Below are 21,895 nucleotides of genomic sequence, written 5' to 3' on the forward strand. Positions count from 1 at the left end.
TTACGCAACACGCTTTTCGTAAACCATATAGCGGGTCGGATGGCTGTCTTTATCGCCGGCTGGCACGTCTTCCGACGAGACCAGACGCCACGCATCGGGCTTAATCTCCGGGAAATGTGTGTCCCCATCGATTGCCGCCAGAACCCGCGTCAGATGCACGCGGTCCGCCAGCGGCAAAGCCTGCGCATAAATCTTGCCGCCGCCAATGATGCAGACCTCGCCAACGCCGAGCTTTTCGGCAAGCTTGCGCCCAAGCGCAATGCCCTCTTCCAGCGAGCCGACGATATGTACGCCTTCAGCCTGAAAATTCGCATCGCGGGTCACGACGATGTTCGGTCGTCCCGGCAAGGGTCGCCCGATCGACTCCCATGTGCGACGCCCCATGATGACCGGCTTGCCGAGCGTCAGCGCCTTGAAGCGCTTGAGGTCCGTCGAAAGCCGCCATGGCATATCGTTGTCGCGCCCGATCACGCCATTCTCGGCTGCAGCCACGATAATCGAAACGACCGGCTTATCCGTGTTCACGCTCTCACTCATACCGCAATCGGCGCCTTGATCGTCGGATCGGCTTCATAGCCTTCCAGCGCAAAATCCTCGTAACGGAAGGCAAACAGGTCCTTCACATCCGGATTGATGCGCATGACCGGCAGCTTTTTCGGCGTGCGCGTCAATTGCAGCCGCGCCTGCTCGAAATGGTTGGAATAAATATGCGCGTCACCCAGCGTATGGATGAATTCGCCGGGCTTGAGGCCCGCCACCTGCGCGATCATCATGGTCAAAAGCGCGTAGGAAGCGATGTTGAACGGCACGCCGAGGAATATATCCGCCGAACGCTGATAGAGCTGGCAGGACAGTTTTCCGTCCGCGACATAGAACTGGAACAGGCAATGGCACGGCGGCAGCGCCATTTCATCGACCAGCGCCGGGTTCCAGGCCGACACGATCAGGCGGCGGGAATTCGGATTGCCATGCAACATCTTCATGAGATTGGAGATCTGGTCGATATGGCGACCATCCGGCGCTGGCCAGGAGCGCCACTGATAGCCGTAAACCGGGCCGAGATCGCCCTTCTCGTCGGCCCACTCATCCCAGATCGAAACACCGTTTTCCTTGAGATAGGCAATATTGGTATCGCCCTTCAGAAACCACAACAGCTCATAGATGATCGAGCGCAGATGCAGCTTCTTGGTGGTCAGGACCGGAAAGCCCTCCTCCAGATTGAAGCGCATCTGATAGCCGAAAACCGAGCGCGTGCCCGTTCCCGTGCGGTCGCCGCGATCGGTGCCGTTGTCGAGCACATGCTGGAGAAGATCGAGATAGGTGCGCATGGGATGTTCCCGGATAGGGTTTTCGAGATCGATTCGTTTCGACCCTACTATAAGGAAAAACCCCGGCGCGGGGCACCGGGGTTGGAATTCCACAGGCAATATGCACCGATCAGAGATCGCCGAGTTTGCCGAGCTGCTTTGCCACCAGATAATAGAAGGTCACGCGGTGCTTGTTGCGGTCGCCCTTCATGACTTCCGCAACGTGGTTCACCACTTCTTCTGCCTTGGCGGCATCGGTCACGCCGAGCTTCTTGCCAACCCAGCTGTCGCGCACACGCTTCAGTTCTTCCGGATCGGTCGCCGAAACGAGCGAGGAGTCGCGATTGCGTAGCGCAATGCCCAGATGCTTGACGATCTTCTCGACAACCGCTTCATCGGCGGCGGCATCGTAGCGACGGACATCTGCGAGGTATTCACTCATATATCGGCTCTCCTTCAGTGGGGCACACCGCCCAGTCTAAACCGCAATTCCGGATAGACCGGAAGAAAACTCCAGCCTTTCCAATATATATGCGACCAAGATTGACCAGTGAGAGCAAGCTGTCAACGGCAATTATGAGAAACAACCCGTGAGATTGAGCTTTTGCCCTGCAAAGAACAAAATCTAACTTAACATAATCTCGGTATAAAAATTTCTTCACGCATATAACGCCTATTTGATAAAAATTTGAAATCTACTTCCAATTTTACGACAGGTTTTATTATGTTTCGATCCTTATCTATTATCACTGCATTGCATATTTTTCTTTATCCAGCTCATGCCTATTCGGCATCAGCGGACATTTCGCAGAAAGATATTGCGGGTTATATTCAAGATCATAAAAATGAGCAGCTGTTGCTGCTTGAAAAACTGGTCAATATCAACAGTGGAACCGCAAACGCCGACGGCGTGAAGCAAATCGGGAATCTTCTGAAACCGGAATTCGAAGCGCTTGGCTTTGATGTTCGATGGCATGATCTTCCGGCAGACTTGAAACATGCGGGCACACTGGTCGCCAGACATACCGGAAACGCGAAGACGCGCATTCTCCTGATCGCGCATCTGGATACGGTGTTTCCGCCAACAAGCAAGTTCCAGCACTTCACCCTTTCTCATGACGGAAAACAGGCAAGCGGCCCCGGCGTCATCGATGACAAGGGCGGACTGGTCACCATTCTCTATGCGATGAAGGCGCTTAAAAACGCCGATGCGCTCAAAAATGCGAATATCACAATCGTCATGACCGGCGACGAGGAATTGGCGGCGCGACCGACGAGCCTCTCCCGGAAAGTTCTGATGGACGCCGCGAAACAAAGCGATATTGCGCTGGGGTTTGAATTTGCACTTGCCCCCGATGAACTGGTCGTCTCAAGACGCGGCCTGTCCGAGTGGTTTCTGACCGCCACCGGAAATGCCGCGCATTCCTCGCAGATTTTCCAGCCCGATGTCGGCTTTGGCGCTGTTTATGAAATAGCCAGAGTGATTGATGCATTGCGTATGGAACTGACGAAAACGCCCGATATCACCATGAATGTAGGCCTTCTCCTTGGCGGGCAGCAAATCAACGAGGACATCGATCAGGGAACCGGGATCGCCAGCGGGCGCAAGACCATCGTTCCGCCCAATGCTTTGGCGCATGGCGATCTGCGCTTCATGACGAAGGATGAACGTGACGCGATTGAAGCCTCCCTGCAAAAGATCACAGCGCAGCCGCTTTCCGGGACACACAGCAAGGTCGAGTTTCAGGATATCATGCCGGCAATGCCAGCAACCAACGCCAATTATGCGTTGCTCTTGCAATATAGCGCCATATCGCAGCAACTTGGCGGCCCTGCGCTGAAGGCAGTCGCCCCTGAGGAGCGTGGCGGCGCGGATATTTCCTATATCACGCCTTATGTAAAAGCGGGTATTGACGGATTGGGGCCATGGGGTTCGGGCGCACATACCGAGCATGAAACGCTTGAAGTTGCTTCGCTTCCCGAAGCGACGAAACGAGCTGCCCTATTCATATTTCAGAAAATTCAGGAGTAAATTTGCCCCTGACAAATATAACCGCCCCTCTTCCAATATGGATCGACCGCGCCTATATACGTCTCGCTGGCGCAAGCCAGCTATGGTGATAAACGGACGGTGTAATAAACCCATTGGACCCGGGGGCGGTACCCGGCGCCTCCACCAGAACACAGGCTCTATGATTGGTCTGTGCTGTGGCGGGGGCGAAATAGGATCGACAAGGGTGTAAAGATCGCTCTTTTACTCGGCATGATACCACCGTTATCGGGTCAATTGAGTAGTTGCAAATGACAACAAAGCTCAGGGTTATGCTCTCGCTGCCTAATGGCGGTGCGGGAAACCCACTCTAAAGCCCTTAGGGTTAGCACCTTAAGGCGGGGTTCGGAGGCACCTGGCAACAGAAGCCTCCACTTTCCCTCTTCAATTCAGGCTGCTGCTGCTTCCGTATCGAGATCGCTCGCTTTGCGGGAGAGAACGATCTGCGTCAGCACGAATGCGGTCAGCGCACAACCGGCGATTCCGCCGACCATAGGCACAGCCGTTCCGTCGAAGAACGAACCGGTAATGCCAATCGCCAGACCGCCAATCACAAAATGCAGCGTTCCCATCAGCGCCGAAGCCGTACCGGCAATCGCGCCATAATCTTCCAGCGCCAGAACCGCCGTGGTTGGGATCACCAGCCCGAGGAAGCCGTAACCGACGAACAGGAAACTTGCGATCAGCCAGAGCGATTGATGCCCCATCAGTACGGCTGCGAACATAGCGAGCATGGCGGCAGCGAAACCGGATACGGCAAAGCGCATTACACGGCGCAGCCCGAATCGCGCGCCCAGCCAACCATTCAGCTGGGAAACGCCGAAGAACGACACCGCATTGGCCGAAAAAGCCAGCGCATATTCGTTCGGGGTCAGACCGTAGTGATCGATGAGCACGAAGGATGAATTGGCCAGATAAACGAAGAACGAGGCAATGCCAAAGCCGCCGACGAAAACCAGCCCTAGGAAATAGCGGTCCTTGAGCAAGCGGCCATAGCCGCGCAGCGCGCTCCCAACGCTGCTTTCAAGCCGCGCTTCACGCGTTCGCGTTTCCTGTTGGGCCGTCGCAAGCAGCACAAGGCCGATAATCGCCGCGACCAGAACAGCCCAGAACACGCCACGCCAGCCAAAGAAGCTGATAATGACCGAGCCCGTGAGAGGCGCCAGAATCGGCGAAATGGAGAAGACCAGCATCAACAGCGACATCAGCCGCGCCGCTTCGACGCCGGTATGCAGATCACGCACCACAGCGCGCGGAATCACCATGCCCGCCGCAGCACCCAACCCCTGCAGGAAGCGAAACAGCACCAGCACATCAATGTTGGTCGCCAGCGCGGAGCCGACGCTGCCGATGGCGAACAGAATCAGCCCACCGTAAAGCGGGACTTTGCGCCCGACCATGTCCGACAGAGGCCCACAGAAAAGCTGGGCAATCGCCAAGGCGATGAAGAAGGCAAGCAGACTCATCTGCACCGCGCCGGTTTCCGCATGGAGGTCGGCGGCAATCGTCGGCAAGGCAGGGAGATACATGTCGATCGCGAAGGGACCGACGGCGGAAAGAAGACCAAGAACAATCGCATTGCGCACAAGACTCGAAGCCATGGGAGACGCGCTTTCATCAATGTTTCGTGAGGTGCCCGCACCGGTTTCGGATCGCCAACTTCGCTTGGGAGGGTGGATCGCTGGGCTCGCAAAACCGGTACTGGATTGAATAACTCTATGTAACTGCTATGGCTTTTCAGATGATATCCGGGATATACGCGCTTAAACGGGCAAACCAGACTTCTGAAATGACTGTCACAGTCTCTTGTCTAGACGAAACGCCAAAAGGAATTTGACATTGATGTCAAATTAGACACCATTGTCCAAAACGTCAAGTCATCTTATGTTGGGCTTATGAAACCTACTGACATAATCGAAATGGCCGCCCCGCCGGTGAAGCGTAGCACCACCGGAAAAGGGCTGAATGCCGCTGCAAACACTGCCGCCATGAAGCCTGGGCAGTGCATGAAGCGCGATTTCATCCTGTGTTCTGCGGCGCGCGTTTTCTCGCGCGACGGGTTTCAGGGCGCCAGTATCGACCTGATTGCAAACGAGGCCGGCGTTTCGCGCCAGACCATCTATAACCACTACCGCGATAAGGAAGCTTTGCTTGCCGCTGTGGTTGAAGACGCCTTGGACCGCATGAATGCAAGCCTGTTTGCCGTGCTATCCACTTTTCCACAGAGCGGTGACAATCTTGAGCGGGATCTGACGGCTTTCGCGATCCGCATGAGCCGGAACTGCGTTTACGATCCATCGGGTGCTTTTCTGCGCAAGCTTTTGCAGTCGAGTACGCCCGACATGTCTTTCGCGGGCTATATCTGCAAGACCAAGGGTCCGGCGCAGGCTGTCCCGGCCATTGCCGCGTGCCTGTCCCGTCTGGCGCTGGCGGGACATTTGCGCCTCAATGATCCTGATCTGGCGGCACTGCATTTCATGGCCCTGATCAGCGCCGATACGCAACTGCACGCCTTGCACGGATGCGCCATTGATGACGACACCATTGAGCGCAGCGCCATCAATGGCGTCAGGACATTTCTGCTGGCATTTGGCGGGACCGCTTCGTCGCCGCAAGCTGCCCCTCTCCCCTGACAGATCGAGCAGTGCTGCCGCACTTTCGCGATATATATCATCGTTTCCTGCGAGAACGAACTTGACATCTGCCTGCGAATCCGTGGGATAAGAAACCCATGGTACAGGATCTGATCCGTTACGACATTCTCGCTCAGGAAGCCCTTCGTGGCGTCATCCGCAAGGTTCTTGCGGAGGTGGCCAAGGCTGGCCTGCCGGGCAATCATCATTTCTTTATCACGTTCCTCACCGGAGCGCCGGGCGTGCGTATTTCCACGCGCCTGAAAGAGAAATATCCCGAGCAGATGACAATCGTGTTGCAGCATCAGTTCTGGGACATGAATGTCACCGATCAGCTGTTCGAAGTCGGCCTGTCTTTCGGTGATATTCCCGAAAAGTTGGTGATACCATTCTCGGCAGTGCGTGGTTTCTACGACCCGTCCGTCAATTTCGAACTTGAGTTCGATGTTGCGGCAGTTCAGCCGACCAGCGACAATGACGAAGACCACAATATCGCGCCAATCGAGATGATGCCGGTGGAAACCGCGCCCGAAAAGCCGGAAAAGCCCAAGGCGAAGTCGCGCAAGACTGCTGCTGAAAAGCAGGCAGCCGCCGCGAAGGATAATGCTGAGGGCGAAGATACGCCGAAGCCATCCGCCGACGTGGTATCGCTGGACGCTTTCCGCAAGAAGTAAATCTTCTTCCCAACTTTGCATGAATTCATGAAGGCTTTGGCTGCGCTGCAAGTATGTTGCTGTGGCCAGAAACCGTTCGTATAAAACTGTGGCCAGACAGGGCGTTATTCCATAGTATATTACTGACCAGACCATTCGTTTTGACTTCGATCAAGGCAACCGAAGTTTAAAATGATATGATAGCGGCCATTACGGCAGTGGAAATCAAGGCGGGAATCTCATGGTCCGTTTGTTAGCGCAGGCAGTTCTCTGGATAAGCGGCGTTATTGCTGCGTTTTTCATCGCGAGCGACGCGCCGAACTTTCCCCTCTGGCAAATGACCATCGGCCTTTTGCTACTCGTCGCGGTTTCAGTCGCGATCTGGTGGTTCACCAATCCCAAGGAACCGAGACAGTAAGCCAAGCCGACAGCTTGCAGCCCGTCGAAGCGCCGCGTTATAAAAGCGTGTGTCAACGCACTAAGAGCGCATCCCGAAAAGTGTGAAACGGTTTTCGGGTTAGATGCGCGTTAAAACAAAGAATTAGAGCGCCGATCTGATGCAATCAGATCGAAACGCGCTCTAAGCCATCCGAGACATCGACATGAGCGACATCGTCAATCTGCGGCAGTTCAAGAAAAAGAAAGCGCGTGACGCCAAGGAAAAGCAGGCGGATCAAAACCGCATTCTTTTCGGACGAACGAAAGTGGAAAAAGACTTCGCGCGGGAAGAGACCCGCAAGAGCGAACGCTTTCTGGACGTGAATCGCCTGGAGCGCAAAGACGACGCGGATGGTGAGCTTTGAGCACCGGCGGCCTGCGCAAGCACTCTGTCAGCATTCGCGGCCATGCGACCAGCTATACGCTGGAAGACGAATTCTTCGAGATTCTCCACCAGATTGCCGAAATGCGCGGCCAGTCGATTGCATCACTGGTGGCCGAGGTGGACAGCAAGCGTGAGCGCACCACCAACCTCTCATCGGCGCTGCGGCTCCACGTATTGAACTGGCTCAAATCGCAGTTACCACCAGCCAGCTGATAGCAAACCGATCACGGCTGCGGCACGGGTGCGCTCGGTGCTGGCTCCAGACTTTTCAGGAATTCATTCAGCGACTGTCCGCCTTGTGGGCTGGCCAACGGCATCGCCGCGCCATTTTCGGCCCCGCCTTCCGGATTGGCTGGCTGCGGCTGCTCCGACTCGCGACGCTTCTTCTCCTCAGCTTGTTTTTCTGCTGCAACCCGTGCCGCCGCTTCGGAACGACGGCGCGTCTCGTCTTCCTGCTGAGCACGTTCACGTTCCGCCGCATCAGCTTCCAATACGCCAAGCTGACGGCGCAGACGCTGCTTTTCCATCAGACTGGCCTGCATGGCCTCGACACGCTCCTGTTCACGCTCCAGCGCACGCTGGGTCAGGAACTGCACAAGCGGCTGCCGGTCGAGCTTTACTTCTGGCCGGTCATAGGTTCCGCCGATGGTGAAGGCCACCTGCGGCGCAAGGCCGGTCTGCGCGCCCTCATTACCCTGGAAGGTAAAAGTTCCGCTGCCCCCGACGCCGAGCGTCGAAAGATCGAATTGCAAATCGCTCAACAAAGCTGCGTTGCCGTCCGACAGGTTGGCGGCAGACATCCGCGCCGTACCGCCCGCTACCGTGAATTCGAAACGCGCGTCGCCGGGCGTAAACCGCGCATCCGGGGCGACGGCCTTATCGGCAATGGCGGCAAACCGCTTCGCATCCAGTTTTTCGTCGCCCGCAGGCTGATCGCCAATGCCGTCAGCGGCTGCGACCATGGCAGGCAGCGCCGCACCATCAAGACCGGCGACCGCGAATTTTTCGACATCCACGGTCGCAGTTCCCGCCAGCGAACCGACCAGCGCAGCAGCGTTTTCACCGCTGCCATTCAGCGTCACCGCAGCCTTGACGACACCACCCAGCGGGGCCGAACCATCTTCCAGATGGTAGAAATTGGCGAGGTCCGCACCGCTCCATTTCAGATCGGTCGAAAGCAGCGCATTCTTGTCGCTGTTGCGCAACGACAGGGTGCCGACGAGATAACCCCCTGCCCAGTTTCCGGTCAGTTCGGTGAGGCTCAGACTATCGATCGTCTTTTGCAGCCGCGTCGAAAACTCGGTCGCCGTGCCGAAACCTTGCATATGCGCCTCAGCAACATTCAACTTCACGTCGATCAGCAGCGGCAGCGACGGACGAACCGCAAAGGCCCCACGCGGCCAGATGGACTTTTCTGTCGGCTTGGCTGGTTCAAACGCGTCCTGACCGAGCATGATGGCCGCCAGACCATCGACTTCAAGCGAAGCGAGCTTCGCTTCGCCCTTCAATTGCGGCAATCCGCTATCGGCAAAGTTCGCCTCCAGCCGCGCCGAAACATCTTCGCCACCCAACTGGCCAGCAAGATTCGGAAAGCGCAAAATGCCTTTGGCAAACTGGAAATCACTGGAAAGCTCAGCGGAAAGCCCCGCGCCATAACCCGGCAATGCATAGCCCGCTGTCGCGATGAATGGCTGCAGATCGGCTGATTTGACCTGCGCCTTGCCGCTTGCGGCAATATCGTTGCCGATCAGCGAAATCACCCCGTCAGCCGAAGCCGTGCCATCCGGCGCCGTCAGCTTGAGAAGCGTCCGCATTCCGGCGCTTGGCGCGCCCTGCATGGTCAGATCGGCGGTCAGTTCACCGGCAAGGCCCAATGGCAGCGACGGCAGGCCGATCAGCGCCAGCACTGCCTCTCCCTGCTCGGAACTAGCCGTGCCGTTCAGCTGCATCTGCAACGGGTCTGCTTCCGTTTCGCCACCGCTGGCCGTTCCCGACAGGTCGAGCTTCATCCCACCGGTCTTGCCAGTGACGCTGAAGGAGAACTCGCCGCTGCCGGGCGAAGTCTTGGGCCTCGTCTCGGCTGGTCGCGCACTTTTGCCCTTGGCTGCGCCGTTCTTCGCGGGATTGGCTTGCGTTTCCGGCCTGACCGGCGCAACCGCATTGGCGATCACGTTGATCTCGCTGTCTTCAAACAGACCGGGGAAATTGGCCGCGCGCGCCGACAAGGCGTGGAACAGCGGCAACTGCGGATACCGGTTCGCCATCAACGCGATAAAGCGGGACAGATCGCCCGAAAGGATCGTCGCGTCGAGCTTGCCCGACGGTGAATTGGCGAAAGGCTCATAGGCGCCGGTTGCCGTCAGCGTCGCATCGGCGACATCGCTGATCATCAGCCGGTCGAAATCGAAGCGTCCATCGTGAAGGCGCATCGCCAGATCGACATTGGCCGCTTCCATATCCTTGAACCGCACAGGCCCGGCCTTGAAGCCGACATTGAGCGTTTGCGCATCGAGAAGCGCCAGCCCCTCGCCGCCGGAGAAGAACGAAACGAAAGCCTGCAAGGCATCGCTCTCCACCGCGCCGCCCTGGAGATTGACGTCGATGGTCGGCTGCGCCGCCCCATTGACCTGCCGCAGCAGGGATCCTTTGAGCGACGTCTTGCCCAGACCGATTTCCAGATCGTCGATGCGCTGCATGCCGTCGCGCAAATCGACCTTGCCGGAGAAGCCGGCCCCGTCGAGCGCGCGGATCGATTCATCCACGGTCTCATTGAGCCAGGTGGCAAGACCGGATGGCTGGCGCGATGCCACCAGCATCTCACCCTTGAAACCGAAATCATCGCCAACCGAAAGCCTGCCCTTGGCCTCGACCTTGGTGCGCCCCGGCAGGTCAGCCGCGAACTGGCGAATATTCCAGTCGCCGCCATCGGGTTCGGCGTTGATCGTTACGGAGCGAATGGTGGTTCCACCGGCAACGACCGCTGGCAAACGAAGGTCAATACGGCCCGGTATGGTCGGGATTGGCAATTGTTCGAGAACGCGGCGCGCAATGGCGATGCGGTCCGTCAGCGGCATGGCGGAAGCGACCTGCTGGTCTTCCGCCGTCTCGCTTGGGCCCCAGAAAATCTGCTGCCCATCGGCGCTGATTTCAAAGCGCGGCACATTGCCGTAATCAATCAGTGCCTTGCCATTAACCACGTAAGGATTGTCGGCTGGCCCCTGCTCCATGCGAAATTCGCTTGCATCGAAGCGGTCGGTATCGGCGGCAAACTTGCCGGTGAGGCGCAGGCCACTGAAAAACGGCTTATCGGCGGACGCGTCTTTCTGGCTTTTGGCGTTTTGCGCCACCATATCGGAGGAGCGCAGCGAAAAATCGCCCGCATAATTCAACCGGCCATCTTTGAGGACAATATCGCCATCGGTTTCGAATGCGGCGGGAATAGCTTCCGGCGAAACACGCGCCCGCAATCGCAGGGAACCGTCAGGCTTCGCCTCGCCGCTCGTCAGATCGACGGAAAGCTTGCGGCCCGCAAGGCTAAAACTGCTTTGCGCCTGCCAAGGCCCCGCGAGGCTGTTGGCCGACAGCACGGCATTAAGGCCCGTGGCCTCATGAACGCGCCCGCTTGCCAAGTCATGCAGCGTCACGGTGCCGTCGCTGATCGACAGCCGTTCGACCTTGATCTGCGATGGATCGAGCGGCGTGGACGGACGAATGGCCCAATCCACCTTGCCGTCCTTATCCAGCGAGATCGAAACGCGCGGACGCTCGACGCGCATGTCGAAAATCAGCACCTGACCGCGCAGGAAAGGCATCAGTTCCGCATCCATCGAAAACCGGGCGAGCGTCATCACCGGATGCGTTGCATCGGCCCCGACGCGGACATCGGAAAAGGTCACAGATGGAAACGGCAGCAGCCGCGCATTCACATCGCCCGCCACCTTGACAGGACGTCCCAGAATGCGGCTCGCCTCGCGTTCGAAATCGGCCCGATAGCCGCTCCAGTCGACAAAAGGCGGCACCACCAGCGCCGCTGTCAAAAGCAGCACCAGAAGCCCGCCGACAATGACGAATATGCGGCCCAAGAAGCAGCTCCGGTCAGTCAGGTGAATTCGGTCAGGCGCGAGACAACAGGTGAATCACGCCATATTTACCAACGCAACATAGTGCATCATCGCACAAAGTGCGAAGCGGTTTTCAGGATTGCGCGGCAACAAAAAACAGCATCGGTTCGGCGACAACAAGGCAAGCTGCCGCCCAACCGATCCAAATAGGTCCCCTCGCTGAATCACCCTCTGAGCCGAGCGGCGCAAAAGGCTGATTTGATTCACGAAATCAGGATTTTACCGGGGTTCATGATATTGAGCGGATCGAGCGCTTTTTTGATCATGCGCATATAATCGGTCGCTTCACCAAGCTCCATGGCGAGATATTTCATCTTACCCTGACCGATGCCATGTTCGCCCGTACAGGTTCCTTCCATGGCCAGCGCCCGCATCACGAGCCGGTCCATAAAAGCTTCTGCCCGCGCCATTTCTTCCGGGTCTTCCGTATTGAGCAGCAGAAGCAGATGGAAGTTGCCATCCCCCACATGACCGACGATCGGCGCGATGATGTTGCTCTCCGCCAGATCGCGTTCGGTCTCGGTGATACAATCGGCCAGACGCGAAATCGGCACGCAGAGATCGGTCGAAATGCCCTTGCAGCCGGGGCGCAGCAGCGACGAGGCGAAATAGGCGTCATGGCGTGCCCGCCACAGACGGTCGCGCTCCTCGGCGTCCTGTGTCCAGTGGAACGGTCCGCCGCCATGTCCGGCGGCGATTTCGCCGAAAATCTCGGCCTGTTCCGCAACGCCGGTTTCCGTGCCGTGGAACTCCACGAACAGATAGGGCTGCGCTTCGTAGGGCAGCTTCGAATAGAGGATCAGCGCTTCCATCTGCAACTTGTTGACCAGCTCGATACGCGCCACCGGCACGCCCATCTGGATCGTGTCGATCACCGCGCGGCAGGCCGATTCCACATCCGGGAACGGACAGATGCCGCCGGAAATTGCCTGCGGAATGCCCTGAAGCTTCAAGGTGAGTTCAGTGATAATACCGAGCGTGCCTTCCGCGCCGATCAGCAGGCGGGTGAGGTCATAACCGGCGGCGGTCTTCTTGACGCGCTTGGACGTTTCGATCAGGCGACCATCCGGCATGACGGCCTTCAGCGCCAGAACATTCTCGCGCATGGTGCCATAGCGAACCGCATTTGTGCCGGATGCGCGTGTCGAGGCCATGCCGCCGAGCGTCGCATTGGCGCCTGGATCGATGGGGAAAAACAGGCCGGTATCGCGCAGATATTCGTTAAGTTCCCTACGCGTGACGCCCGGCTCGATGACGCAGTCGAGATCTTCGGCATGGACGGCCAGAATGCGGTTCATATGCGTCAGATCGAGCGATACGCCGCCCGCCGCCGCATTGACCTGACCTTCCAGCGACGAACCAGCGCCGAAAGCCACCAGCGGTACGCGATGTTCGGCGCAAATGCGCACCACATCCTGCACGTCCTGCGTATTCTCAGCGAACACCACGATATCCGGCGCCTGCGTCGGCACATAGCTGGTGGTGTGGCCGTGCTGCTCACGCATGGCCTGCCCGGTCTGCGCCCGCTCGCCAAAACGCTGCTTGAGGATACCGACAACAGCGGCGATCCCCTCTTCATTGCGTGGAAGCGCGATCACATGCTCAAGCGACATTGTTCATTCTCCGGAATATTAAACAGCAGGAAGAGCCAATGCTGCCGGGTCCTGCCCCAGCTGCAAGGCGATGGCGCGCACGACGAGATTGTGATCCTCGCGCTGCGGCAAGCCCGAAACGATGGCGGCTCCAATCACACCAGCGCCCGCAACGCGGATCGGGAATCCACCGCCCGCCAGCGCGTAATCAGTTACATCCAGCGCCTTATGCGGCGCAAACATCCGGTCTTCACGATTTTGTTCCAGAACCAGACGATAGGTCGAAGCATGGAAACGGCGCACGACATTGAACTTGCGGCGCAGCCATTCAGAATTATCCGCCGTGGTGCCGATAGTCGCCGCGAAGAACAAACGCCGGTCCCACAGCGAAATATCGATGCCCACGCCGAGCTTTTCCTTCACGGCGATATCGCGAATTCTATGGCCGAGCGCAAAAGCGTCGTTCTCGTCGAAAGACGGAAAAATCAGTGCCTGTTCCTGACGGATGATCTGCCCGATCGCCAATTTGATGTCGTCGCCTTGCGCCACGTTTATCGCTCCATGGAAACTCAGATGGGTTTCTTGTGCCCCTTCATTCACATGTTTGCAACAGCGGATATCCACCGACGTTCATCGCCAAACTTGATTGATGGTACACAAGACGCTAGTGGAACCTTATGGCTCAGAACCCCAATATCGATGTGCCTTTGAAGGGCGACCAAATTCCCCCGTTTGTGGAGACAGCCGTGTTTAAGCGCGACGTGTTTTCCGAAACGCGCGCGGGCTATTTTGCGAACGATCCCGACACGCGCATTATCCGCCGTGTGGTGAGCGCTGCTCCCTGGTGGTCGAGCCCGCTTGCATGGATTCTCGCCCGGCGCGAAATTCGCGGTCTGAAGACCGTGCGCGGCATTGAAGGTGTGCCGCAGCTGATCGCAACGGATCGCGACGGCCTCTATCGTTCGTGGACGGAAGGCACGCCGCTGCATCTTGCGCGCCCGTCCGATCCGAAATGGTATCGCACCGCGCATCGAATCTTACGCGATATGCGCCGTCTTGGCGTCACGCATAACGATCTTGCAAAGCCGCAAAACTGGCTGATGACGCCGGAAGGCGAAGCCGCTGTGATCGACTTCCAGCTTGCCAGCGTCCATCGTCGTCGTGGCGCGCTCTATCGGCTGATGGCGTATGAAGACTTCCGCCACCTCATCAAGCAGAAACGGGCATTCGCCAAGGATCTGATGACGCCGACGGAAAAGCGTATTCTGGCGCGCCGTTCGCTGCCCTCGCGCATCTGGCTCGCCACCGGCAAGAAGGTCTACAACTTCATCACACGCGGCATTTTCAGCTGGTCGGATGGTGAAGGCACGGGCGACCGTATCGACAATGAAGGCCCGGCGATTCTGGCCGCACTCAAGTCTGATCCGCGCGTCAAGGACGTGGCGCTGGCGCTTTATTCGCTGCCAGCCAAGGGCGTGGGTCTCTATGCTTTCGTGGAAACGCTGGATGCGGATGAAAAAAGCCTGCGGGCGCGTCTGAAAAGCCAGAAGGTGGAGCTGATCCAGCCGGTCGCGCACCTGCCGCGTCGTGAAGACGGCACCATTCGCGACGATATCCTGCGGCTGATCGCCATGAACCAGATGACGGAGCTGGATGACCTGCTGCAGCGCGAGCCGGAACTGCGCGGCCTTGTGGAAGCGCTGGCCGCCCATCGGCTAAACTTCACGGACCGGCGCGTTACTCAATTAGAGTAGTCGAATATTTTAACCGTTTCGCTGGTCTTTCAGCCACGAATCATTACATTCGGGGTCAGATGTCCGATTTTCCCGACGATATGCCGTTTTTCGGCGATGATGCACCGGCTGGCCGCGCGCCAGCTACCGGCGGTATTGCGGCGCGCGCCATGGCCGCGCGCAACCAACAGCGTGGCGAGCCTGACTACCTGAAAGGGCTGAACCCGGAACAGCGACAGGCCGTGCTGACGACCGAAGGCCCGGTTCTGGTGCTTGCGGGTGCGGGCACCGGCAAGACCCGTGTTCTGACCACCCGCATCGCCCATATCATCACCACCGGCCTTGCCTATCCGAGCCAGATTCTCGCCGTGACCTTCACCAACAAGGCCGCGCGCGAAATGAAGGAGCGTATCGGTCATCTGGTCGGCGGCGCGGTGGAAGGTATGCCATGGCTTGGCACGTTCCACTCCATCGGCGTGAAATTGCTGCGCCGCCATGCGGAACTGGTCAATCTCACATCCGATTTCACCATCCTCGATACTGACGATGTGATCCGGCTGATCAAGCAACTCATTCAGGCGGAAGGTCTGGATGACAAGCGCTGGCCTGCGCGCACTTTCGCCAATATGATCGACGGCTGGAAGAATAAGGGCTTTGGCCCCTCCGACATTCCGGAAGGCGATGCGCGCTCGTTCGGCAATGGCAAGGGCCGCGAATTGTATCAGGCCTATCAGGAGCGCCTGCGCACGCTCAACGCCTGCGACTTCGGCGATTTGCTGCTGCATCCGATCCGCATCTTCCGCAACCATCCCGATATACTGCGCGAGTATCACGCCAAGTTCCGCTATATTCTGGTGGACGAATATCAGGACACCAACACCGCGCAATATCTCTGGCTGCGCCTGCTCGCACAACGACCGCAGCCAAGAAACGCACCTGATAGCCGCACTCCGCTTTCCCTACCTCAGGGTGAGGGTTCGCGCGTCAATCTATGCTGCGTTGGCGACGACGACCAGTCGATCTACGGCTGGCGCGGGGCGGAAGTGGACAACATCCTGCGCTTCGACAAGGATTTTCCGGGCGCGGTTGTCATCAAGCTTGAGCGCAACTACCGCTCGACCGCACATATTCTTGGCACCGCCGCGCATCTGATCGCTCACAACGAAGGCCGTCTGGGCAAGACGCTTTTCACGGAAGCGCCAAATCCCGACGATCCGCGCGTGAAAGTGCATGCAGCGTGGGATTCGGAAGAAGAAGCCCGCGCCGTTGGAGAAGCGATCGAACAGGCGCAACGTCAGGGCCATATGCTCAACAACATGGCGATCCTCGTGCGTGCTTCCTTCCAGATGCGCGAATTCGAAGACCGCTTCGTGACGCTTGGTCTCAACTATCGCGTTATCGGCGGCCCGCGCTTCTATGAGCGGCTCGAAATCCGCGATGCGCTGGCCTATATGCGCGTCGTCGCGCAGCCAGCCGATGATCTGGCGCTGGAGCGGATCATCAATACGCCGAAGCGCGGTCTGGGCGAAGCGGCCATCCGTCAGGTTCACGACTATGCTCGCGCCCGTGACATTTCCATGTTCGCCGCCGCCTGTGACCTGATCGAAACGGAAGAGCTGAAGCCAAAGCCGCGCTCCGCCTTGCGCGAAGTGGTGGAAAACTTCCTCCGCTGGCAGTCGCTGCTCGACAACACGCCCCATACCGAACTGGCCGAAACCATTCTCGACGAATCCGGCTACACCGCAATGTGGCAGAACGACAAATCGGCGGAAGCGCCGGGACGGCTGGAAAACCTCAAGGAACTGATCCGTTCCATGGAGGACTATGAAAGCTTGCGCGGCTTCCTTGAGCATATCGCTCTGGTGATGGATGCCGAACAGAATGAAGATATGGATGCCGTCAACATCATGACGCTGCATTCGGCCAAGGGTCTGGAATTCGAAACCGTATTCCTGCCCGGATGGGAAGAAGGCCTGTTCCCCCACCAGCGCGCGCTCGATGAAGGCGGACGCTCCGGGCTGGAGGAAGAACGCCGCCTCGCCTATGTCGGTGTCACCCGCGCCAAGAAAAACCTGCATATTTGGTTCGTGTCCAACCGCCGTATTCATGGCATGTGGCAATCGACCATTCCGTCGCGGTTTCTTGAGGAACTGCCGGAAGCCCATGTCGAAGTCGCGGAACTGGAAGGCAATTACGGTGGCTATGGCGGTGGTTACGGCCAGTCCCGCTTCGACCGAGCCGATCCGTTCCAGAATAGCTATTCGACGCCGGGCTGGCAGCGCGCGCAGCAGAACCGCTCGGACGCGACCCGCAACAATTGGGGTTCACGCTCCGGCAGCCGCGTCGAGCGCGTCGGCTATGGCGAAACCGATTCCGGTTTCGGCGCCGGACGCGGTTCGGTCAAGGGCCGCACCATCGAAGGCGAACTGGTCGCGAAATCGGTTGCCGACAAGCCATCGGCATTCAAGGTCGGCGACCGCGTGTTCCACCAGAAATTCGGCAATGGCAAAGTCGCCGCCATCGACGGCAACAAGCTGACAATCGACTTCGACAAGGCCGGACAGAAGCGCGTTCTTGATGGCTTCGTGACGCCTGCCTAAACGAGACAAAAGCGCGCCGGATTATTCCGGCTTGCCCTTTTCCCATGTCACATCGCCCCTGAAGAGCGGCACGGTCGAGAGTGAAGTCTTGGCCGAACCATCCTGCACCTGCGTGGCGTGGGCGAGATAGAGCAGCGTATTGTTCTGCTTGTCGTAAATGCGGGTGATGACCAGCTTCTTCCAGATCAGGCTTGTGCGCTCGGAAAAGACCCGCTCGCCCTTCTGGCCAAGCTCGATATCGCCGATGGAAATCGGTCCGGTCTGCTCGCAGGAAATCGATGCATTGGACGGGTCTTCAAACCACTTTCCCTTTTGCAACCGGTCGATCATGCTGCGCGAGAAGGATGCGAGATGACAGGTCACGCCCTTGACCTTCGGATCGGGCACCGCATCAATGACGATATCGTTGCCGACCCAATCCACGCCAACCTTGCCAACCTGTTCCGCAGTCGCCGGCAGGGCCGAGATGGCAAGAAGAGCGAAAGCGGCGAAAGTCTGCTTCATCATGTTCTCCCTGAAAACCTGTGAGGAGAAGTGGCGCGGCTGACCCGTCTTTGCAAGAGCTTACTGAAAAACATCCGCCGCCGAACCGCCTATTCCCATTTGTCGAGGAAGTCGCCAATCGCCATGGTTTGAATGTCGGGCACGGCCTCAAACAGCTTTTCGACCGGCCAGTCCCACCAGCAAAGTTTCAGCAGGCGTTCGGCAATTGGATCATCGAAACGCTTGCGAATGAGTTTTGCCGGAACGCCGCCGACCACCGTATAGGGCGCGACATCCCTGGTCACGACCGCATTCGCGCCGATCACTGCGCCATGGCCGACCGTCACGCCCGGCGTGATAACCGCGCCATGGCCGATCCAGACATCATTGCCGATCACCACCCGTTTCGCCTGACGGCGCGCGCGAAAATCGCCATCGACACCCAGATAGCGGAAATATTCATTGGGGCGGTAGCTCAGCTTATGCGTGGTCAACCGTTCCATCGGATGTTCCAGCGCATTGATCCGCACATTGGCCGCGATGGAGCAAAACTTGCCGATCTCGGCATAAATGCCTTCGCCGTTGCGCTCGAAATAGGTGAAGTCGCCGACTGTCACTTCGCGCAATATGACCCGCTCGCCGATATCAGCATAGCGTCCGAGCTTCGAGGATTTGAGCTGCGCCGTTGAATGAATGCGCGGCTCGCTGTTCTGGAAACGAAGATCGTCGGAATTGGCCATCAAAAGTCTCAGGGTTTTGAAGGCGACTTAAGCCGCCTGCTGCGAACTCTGTTCGCTCGATAAGTATGCCTTGATAACATTCGGCAGCACATCGTCAAACTTTGCGAGCAGCGCTGCATGAATTTGCGCCTGAAACTGCGGCTCGAACCGTTCGAAGCCCTGCACACAGCCGAACGGAGCCGAACCGTTTCGGATTTTGTCCAGCTCCTCGCCCCAATGCTTGGCTTGCACAAAGTCGAGATAAGCCAGTTCCCGTGCCGGGTGGACGGGCGTGTTATGCTGCGCAATTTCCAGATGGTTGGCGAGCGAAACAGTGTTGAACTGTTCGATATTGCGATAGCGGAACCCCACCTGCCGGTTCAGGACATCGGGGCGTTGGGCAAAGAACGAGGCCAGCGTGCTGCGTCTCAGTGGATGCGGGTGATGATGGATGCTCAGGAACCTGTCCTTCACCCCGGCTGTGACAGCGCCTTTCCATTGCGCAAGGCGGAATTTCGGGAACGTGTATTCGTATCGGGAAATCTTTCCGAGAAAGCGCCGCAGCTTGTACTTCCAGCGGGAATTTTCTGGTCGCACCCAGTCGCCATGCAATCTGGGGCGTCCGTTTTCATAAAGGTCGGACACGTCCAACGGGGCATTCAGAAAGAAATCATCGTTGGAATAGATGAAATGTTCCGAAAGGCCCGGTATGCGCCACACCGCACCTTCGATGGCTCTCGCATTAAAGGACGGGCGAGCCGCGGGCAGACCTTTGAAAATATCGTCATGCGAGACAATCTGGATGAAGGACGGATCGCATTTTCCCTCGGTCGCGAAAGCATCGAGCAGCCGCGGCTTCTGATTGTCGGTGATGATGAAGATACGCCGTATGAACGGCGCGAATTTAATCACCGATGCGATATTGTAATAGATTTCGCCATTGTCGAAGTAGCGCTCGCTGGTTACCGCTTCGAAATGGGTCTTTTCGGAGTCTGGCGCAAATTTCTGCCGCGAGGCCTTATGCGCCGGGTCCTGACCATCCACCCATGCGATTACGTAATCGATTTCCAATGCGGTTCTCTTGAAGTATTGCAGTTTTATAACTGAAATATAACAATCCGCCGGTCGATACCAAACGAAATAGCAGACTTCCACGTTCAACTTTGGTTGTCCGGCAAACAGAATGATTGAACAAAAGTTTCAGAAATTATTGAAAATCGGAGAAAGAACCGTAGATTAGGCCCACTTAGAGCGGTTCCGGTTAAAACGGTATCGGGCAACCGCTCTATCTATTTATTTTTACGCATTATCCTACGCAAAGCCGCTACGCACTTTTGCTGGAAATGCTCTAGAAGTGCGTGATTGTAGAGCACGCGAAGGCGCGCTCAGAAATGCAGGGTTCATCGGACATGAAAAAATTTCTGCCCATCTTCATCATTGCCTTCATCGTCGTGATTGTCGGCGCTGCTGGTTTCAACATGTTTCGGGACCGTCAGGCGGCGAAGGAACCCTTCGGTGGGCCGCTCAATCTCGTCACGATGGATGGACAGCCCTTTACCGAAAAAGACCTGCGCGCCACGCCCTCGGTCATTTTCTTCGGCTTCACCCATTGCCCGGATGTCTGCCCCACCACGCTTTACGAGCTTGACGGCTGGCTGAACCAGCTGGGTGCCGAAGGTCAGGACCTCAAGGCCTATTTCATCACCGTCGATCCTGAGCGCGACACGCAGGACATCATGAAAACCTATGTCGGCAATGTCTCGAAGCGCATTGTCGGCATCACCGGCACGCCGGAAAATATCGCCGACATGGTCAAGTCGTACCATGTCTACGCCAAGAAGGTTCCGGGCGAAGACGGCGAATACAGCATGGATCACACGGCATCCGTCTTCCTGCTCGACAAGGGCGGACGTTTCCGCAGCACCATCGCCTATCAGGAAAACCCGGACACCGCACTGCAAAAGCTGAAGAACCTCGCCAAGGGCGCTTCCGCCGGCTAGTGGTCTGGTTCCAACATTTGCATCCCTCGGTTCACGCGCTGAGCAAATGTTGGAATCAAAAAGACCACTAGCAAGAATATGTATCTAGGGGATTTTTCGAATTTGACGTTTGAAACAGCATCTATGTCAGCCAGGATTCAAACGTCAAATTCAATCCACTAGTTCAAAGCCGCCCCCTGCTTTCTTTGGCAACCGCCCTTTGGCGGGCACGTAAATCCCAAAGATTCGGAGCGCCATTTATGTGTTCGGATGGACGCGCGGCGCTCTGACAGCTAAACAGAAGCTCTTGAACTTTTAGAGAGCTTTTTACCTCATGGCCCAGTCACGACTTTTCTTTTCGGCGAACAAGGCGGAAGCCGAGCGCGTTTACAATATTCTCGAGCAGGCTTTCGAGGATGACGGCTTTCCCATCGCCATCACCGAAATCGATGAAGACCGGCAGATTTTCGAAGTTTCGGTCTATGTCGAGGACGGCGCTGAAGAGGTCGTGGCCCGTGTAGATGAGCTTGTCGGTGCCGACAAGTTCGAAACCGAGGAACTGCCGGATATTGATTGGGTCACCCATTCGCTGGAAGGTCTGAAGCCGGTTCGCGCCGGGCGTTTCTTCGTCCATGGCTCGCATGACCGTGACAAAATAGAACCGAACGACATTCCGATTGAGATCGATGCGGGTCTGGCCTTCGGCACGGGCCATCATGGCACCACTGCTGGCTGCCTCGAACTGATCGAGGAAGTCGTTGAGAACGAACACCCAACCAATGCGCTCGATCTTGGCACCGGCAGCGCCGTGCTGGCCATCGCCATTGCGAAGCTAGCGCCGATCCCGGTCCTCGCCACCGACATCGACCCGATTGCTGTCACCGTCGCGGCAGAAAACGCCGCCAAAAATGGCGTTGCCGAGCATGTCATCACGGCGACGGCAGAAGGTTTCGACCATTCGATCTTCCGCTCCTATACGCCTTTCGATCTGATTGTCGCGAATATCCTCGCCAATCCGCTGATTGAACTTGCGCCCTCGTTGAAGCAGCATCTGGCTCCAAGCGGCTCGATTGTTCTCTCCGGCATTCTCGACAGCCAGCATGATACAGTGCTCGCCGCCTATCAGGCGCAGGGCCTGACGCATCAAAAGACGCTGCATCGCGAAGGCTGGGTGGCGATCCATCTGAAATAAAGTGATCCCG

At 57.5% G+C, this 21,895-nt stretch carries 20 protein-coding genes and 1 other RNA gene; 11 read left to right on the forward strand and 10 right to left on the reverse strand.

The window, feature by feature from the left end:
- The 3 genes from FIC94_RS04970 to FIC94_RS04980 all read right to left on the reverse strand — a co-directional run bounded on the left by FIC94_RS04970 (window position 1) and on the right by FIC94_RS04980 (window position 1,749).
- Window positions 1-450, reverse strand: coding sequence for a dihydrofolate reductase (locus FIC94_RS04970; RefSeq protein ID WP_371830894.1), 450 nt, complete (start codon window positions 448-450; stop codon window positions 1-3).
- A gap of 83 nt (window positions 451-533) precedes the next feature.
- Window positions 534-1,328 (reverse strand): thymidylate synthase, encoded by a 795-nt coding sequence (locus FIC94_RS04975; RefSeq protein WP_140024165.1) that lies wholly within the window; start codon window positions 1,326-1,328, stop codon window positions 534-536.
- A gap of 109 nt (window positions 1,329-1,437) precedes the next feature.
- On the reverse strand, window positions 1,438-1,749 hold the full coding sequence (locus tag FIC94_RS04980; RefSeq protein WP_109369383.1) for a DUF2853 family protein: 312 nt from the start codon (window positions 1,747-1,749) through the stop codon (window positions 1,438-1,440).
- A 414-nt stretch (window positions 1,750-2,163) separates the two neighbouring features.
- Here FIC94_RS04980 and FIC94_RS04985 point away from each other — a divergent pair, with 414 nt between their 5' ends.
- Both FIC94_RS04985 and ssrA read left to right on the forward strand, forming a co-directional pair.
- A complete protein-coding gene (locus tag FIC94_RS04985) occupies window positions 2,164-3,339 on the forward strand; it encodes a M20 family metallopeptidase (protein ID WP_210237286.1) in 1,176 nt (391 codons plus the stop codon).
- 26 nt (window positions 3,340-3,365) lie between these two features.
- Window positions 3,366-3,733, forward strand: a transfer-messenger RNA (tmRNA) gene (ssrA, locus tag FIC94_RS04990).
- 13 nt (window positions 3,734-3,746) lie between these two features.
- Here ssrA and FIC94_RS04995 read toward each other — a convergent pair.
- A complete protein-coding gene (locus FIC94_RS04995) occupies window positions 3,747-4,958 on the reverse strand; it encodes a multidrug effflux MFS transporter (RefSeq protein ID WP_109369385.1) in 1,212 nt (403 codons plus the stop codon).
- Window positions 4,959-5,252: 294 nt separating this feature from the next.
- On the opposite strand from FIC94_RS04995, the gene FIC94_RS05000 reads away from it, so the two are divergent.
- The 5 genes from FIC94_RS05000 (at window position 5,253) to FIC94_RS05015 (ending at window position 7,679) form a co-directional block, all read left to right on the forward strand.
- Window positions 5,253-5,990 (forward strand): TetR/AcrR family transcriptional regulator, encoded by a 738-nt coding sequence (locus FIC94_RS05000; protein ID WP_140024167.1) that lies wholly within the window; start codon window positions 5,253-5,255, stop codon window positions 5,988-5,990.
- 98 nt (window positions 5,991-6,088) lie between these two features.
- Window positions 6,089-6,664, forward strand: a complete 576-nt coding sequence (locus FIC94_RS05005; protein ID WP_109369387.1) for an SspB family protein — start codon at window positions 6,089-6,091, stop codon at window positions 6,662-6,664.
- 220 nt (window positions 6,665-6,884) lie between these two features.
- The gene (locus FIC94_RS22375; protein WP_167836041.1) at window positions 6,885-7,061 is read left to right on the forward strand and encodes a hypothetical protein; all 177 of its coding nucleotides are present in this window, start codon (window positions 6,885-6,887) and stop codon (window positions 7,059-7,061) included.
- A 184-nt stretch (window positions 7,062-7,245) separates the two neighbouring features.
- Window positions 7,246-7,446, forward strand: coding sequence for a DUF4169 family protein (locus FIC94_RS05010; protein ID WP_109369388.1), 201 nt, complete (start codon window positions 7,246-7,248; stop codon window positions 7,444-7,446).
- Complete coding sequence (locus FIC94_RS05015; protein ID WP_140024168.1) at window positions 7,443-7,679, forward strand: ribbon-helix-helix domain-containing protein; 237 nt, start codon at window positions 7,443-7,445, stop codon at window positions 7,677-7,679. The genes FIC94_RS05010 and FIC94_RS05015 overlap by 4 nt, the downstream gene beginning before the upstream one ends.
- 11 nt (window positions 7,680-7,690) lie before the next feature.
- On the opposite strand, the gene FIC94_RS05020 is transcribed toward FIC94_RS05015, so the two are convergent.
- From FIC94_RS05020 to FIC94_RS05030, 3 genes are all read right to left on the reverse strand, one after another.
- Window positions 7,691-11,548: an AsmA family protein gene (locus tag FIC94_RS05020; RefSeq protein WP_140024169.1), complete on the reverse strand. Its 3,858-nt coding sequence runs from the start codon at window positions 11,546-11,548 to the stop codon at window positions 7,691-7,693.
- 242 nt (window positions 11,549-11,790) lie between these two features.
- Window positions 11,791-13,200, reverse strand: a complete 1,410-nt coding sequence (locus tag FIC94_RS05025) for an FAD-binding oxidoreductase (RefSeq protein WP_109369391.1) — start codon at window positions 13,198-13,200, stop codon at window positions 11,791-11,793.
- An 18-nt stretch (window positions 13,201-13,218) separates the two neighbouring features.
- The gene (locus FIC94_RS05030) at window positions 13,219-13,728 is read right to left on the reverse strand and encodes a heme-degrading domain-containing protein (RefSeq protein WP_140024170.1); all 510 of its coding nucleotides are present in this window, start codon (window positions 13,726-13,728) and stop codon (window positions 13,219-13,221) included.
- A gap of 128 nt (window positions 13,729-13,856) precedes the next feature.
- On the opposite strand from FIC94_RS05030, the gene FIC94_RS05035 reads away from it, so the two are divergent.
- Both FIC94_RS05035 and FIC94_RS05040 read left to right on the forward strand, forming a co-directional pair.
- The gene (locus FIC94_RS05035) at window positions 13,857-14,933 is read left to right on the forward strand and encodes a serine/threonine protein kinase (RefSeq protein WP_109369393.1); all 1,077 of its coding nucleotides are present in this window, start codon (window positions 13,857-13,859) and stop codon (window positions 14,931-14,933) included.
- 59 nt (window positions 14,934-14,992) lie between these two features.
- Window positions 14,993-17,512, forward strand: coding sequence for an ATP-dependent helicase (locus tag FIC94_RS05040; protein WP_140024171.1), 2,520 nt, complete (start codon window positions 14,993-14,995; stop codon window positions 17,510-17,512).
- A gap of 21 nt (window positions 17,513-17,533) precedes the next feature.
- Here FIC94_RS05040 and FIC94_RS05045 read toward each other — a convergent pair whose 3' ends face one another.
- The 3 genes from FIC94_RS05045 to FIC94_RS05055 form a co-directional block, all read right to left on the reverse strand.
- Complete coding sequence (locus FIC94_RS05045; RefSeq protein WP_140024354.1) at window positions 17,534-18,016, reverse strand: CreA family protein; 483 nt, start codon at window positions 18,014-18,016, stop codon at window positions 17,534-17,536.
- Between the two features lie 89 nt (window positions 18,017-18,105).
- A complete protein-coding gene (locus tag FIC94_RS05050; RefSeq protein ID WP_140024172.1) occupies window positions 18,106-18,735 on the reverse strand; it encodes a DapH/DapD/GlmU-related protein in 630 nt (209 codons plus the stop codon).
- A 27-nt stretch (window positions 18,736-18,762) separates the two neighbouring features.
- Window positions 18,763-19,785: a stealth family protein gene (locus tag FIC94_RS05055; RefSeq protein ID WP_140024173.1), complete on the reverse strand. Its 1,023-nt coding sequence runs from the start codon at window positions 19,783-19,785 to the stop codon at window positions 18,763-18,765.
- 338 nt (window positions 19,786-20,123) lie between these two features.
- Between FIC94_RS05055 and FIC94_RS05060 the strand changes: the two genes are divergently transcribed.
- Together FIC94_RS05060 and FIC94_RS05070 are read left to right on the forward strand one after the other, a co-directional pair.
- On the forward strand, window positions 20,124-20,714 hold the full coding sequence (locus FIC94_RS05060; protein ID WP_121536620.1) for an SCO family protein: 591 nt from the start codon (window positions 20,124-20,126) through the stop codon (window positions 20,712-20,714).
- 313 nt (window positions 20,715-21,027) lie between these two features.
- A complete protein-coding gene (locus FIC94_RS05070; RefSeq protein ID WP_140024174.1) occupies window positions 21,028-21,885 on the forward strand; it encodes a 50S ribosomal protein L11 methyltransferase in 858 nt (285 codons plus the stop codon).
- The last annotated feature ends 10 nt before the right edge of the window (window positions 21,886-21,895 follow it).

It is taken from the genome of Ochrobactrum teleogrylli (genome assembly GCF_006376685.1).
In the GTDB taxonomy this organism is placed as follows: Bacteria; Pseudomonadota; Alphaproteobacteria; order Rhizobiales; family Rhizobiaceae; genus Brucella; species Brucella teleogrylli.

What these genes read in the sequence shown, in the direction of transcription:
- FIC94_RS04970 (WP_371830894.1), bottom strand. Translation starts at nt 450, where the DNA reads ATGCCATGGCGGCTTTCGACGGACCTCAAGCGCTTCAAGGCGCTGACG.
- FIC94_RS04975 (WP_140024165.1), bottom strand. Translation starts at nt 1,328, where the DNA reads ATGCGCACCTATCTCGATCTTCTCCAGCATGTGCTCGACAACGGCACC.
- FIC94_RS04980 (WP_109369383.1), bottom strand. Translation starts at nt 1,749, where the DNA reads ATGAGTGAATACCTCGCAGATGTCCGTCGCTACGATGCCGCCGCCGAT.
- FIC94_RS04995 (WP_109369385.1), bottom strand. Translation starts at nt 4,958, where the DNA reads ATGGCTTCGAGTCTTGTGCGCAATGCGATTGTTCTTGGTCTTCTTTCC.
- FIC94_RS05000 (WP_140024167.1), top strand. Translation starts at nt 5,253, where the DNA reads ATGAAACCTACTGACATAATCGAAATGGCCGCCCCGCCGGTGAAGCGT.
- FIC94_RS05005 (WP_109369387.1), top strand. Translation starts at nt 6,089, where the DNA reads ATGGTACAGGATCTGATCCGTTACGACATTCTCGCTCAGGAAGCCCTT.
- FIC94_RS22375 (WP_167836041.1), top strand. Translation starts at nt 6,885, where the DNA reads ATGGTCCGTTTGTTAGCGCAGGCAGTTCTCTGGATAAGCGGCGTTATT.
- FIC94_RS05010 (WP_109369388.1), top strand. Translation starts at nt 7,246, where the DNA reads ATGAGCGACATCGTCAATCTGCGGCAGTTCAAGAAAAAGAAAGCGCGT.
- FIC94_RS05025 (WP_109369391.1), bottom strand. Translation starts at nt 13,200, where the DNA reads ATGTCGCTTGAGCATGTGATCGCGCTTCCACGCAATGAAGAGGGGATC.
- FIC94_RS05035 (WP_109369393.1), top strand. Translation starts at nt 13,857, where the DNA reads ATGGCTCAGAACCCCAATATCGATGTGCCTTTGAAGGGCGACCAAATT.
- FIC94_RS05040 (WP_140024171.1), top strand. Translation starts at nt 14,993, where the DNA reads ATGTCCGATTTTCCCGACGATATGCCGTTTTTCGGCGATGATGCACCG.
- FIC94_RS05045 (WP_140024354.1), bottom strand. Translation starts at nt 18,016, where the DNA reads ATGAAGCAGACTTTCGCCGCTTTCGCTCTTCTTGCCATCTCGGCCCTG.
- FIC94_RS05050 (WP_140024172.1), bottom strand. Translation starts at nt 18,735, where the DNA reads ATGGCCAATTCCGACGATCTTCGTTTCCAGAACAGCGAGCCGCGCATT.
- FIC94_RS05060 (WP_121536620.1), top strand. Translation starts at nt 20,124, where the DNA reads ATGAAAAAATTTCTGCCCATCTTCATCATTGCCTTCATCGTCGTGATT.
- FIC94_RS05070 (WP_140024174.1), top strand. Translation starts at nt 21,028, where the DNA reads ATGGCCCAGTCACGACTTTTCTTTTCGGCGAACAAGGCGGAAGCCGAG.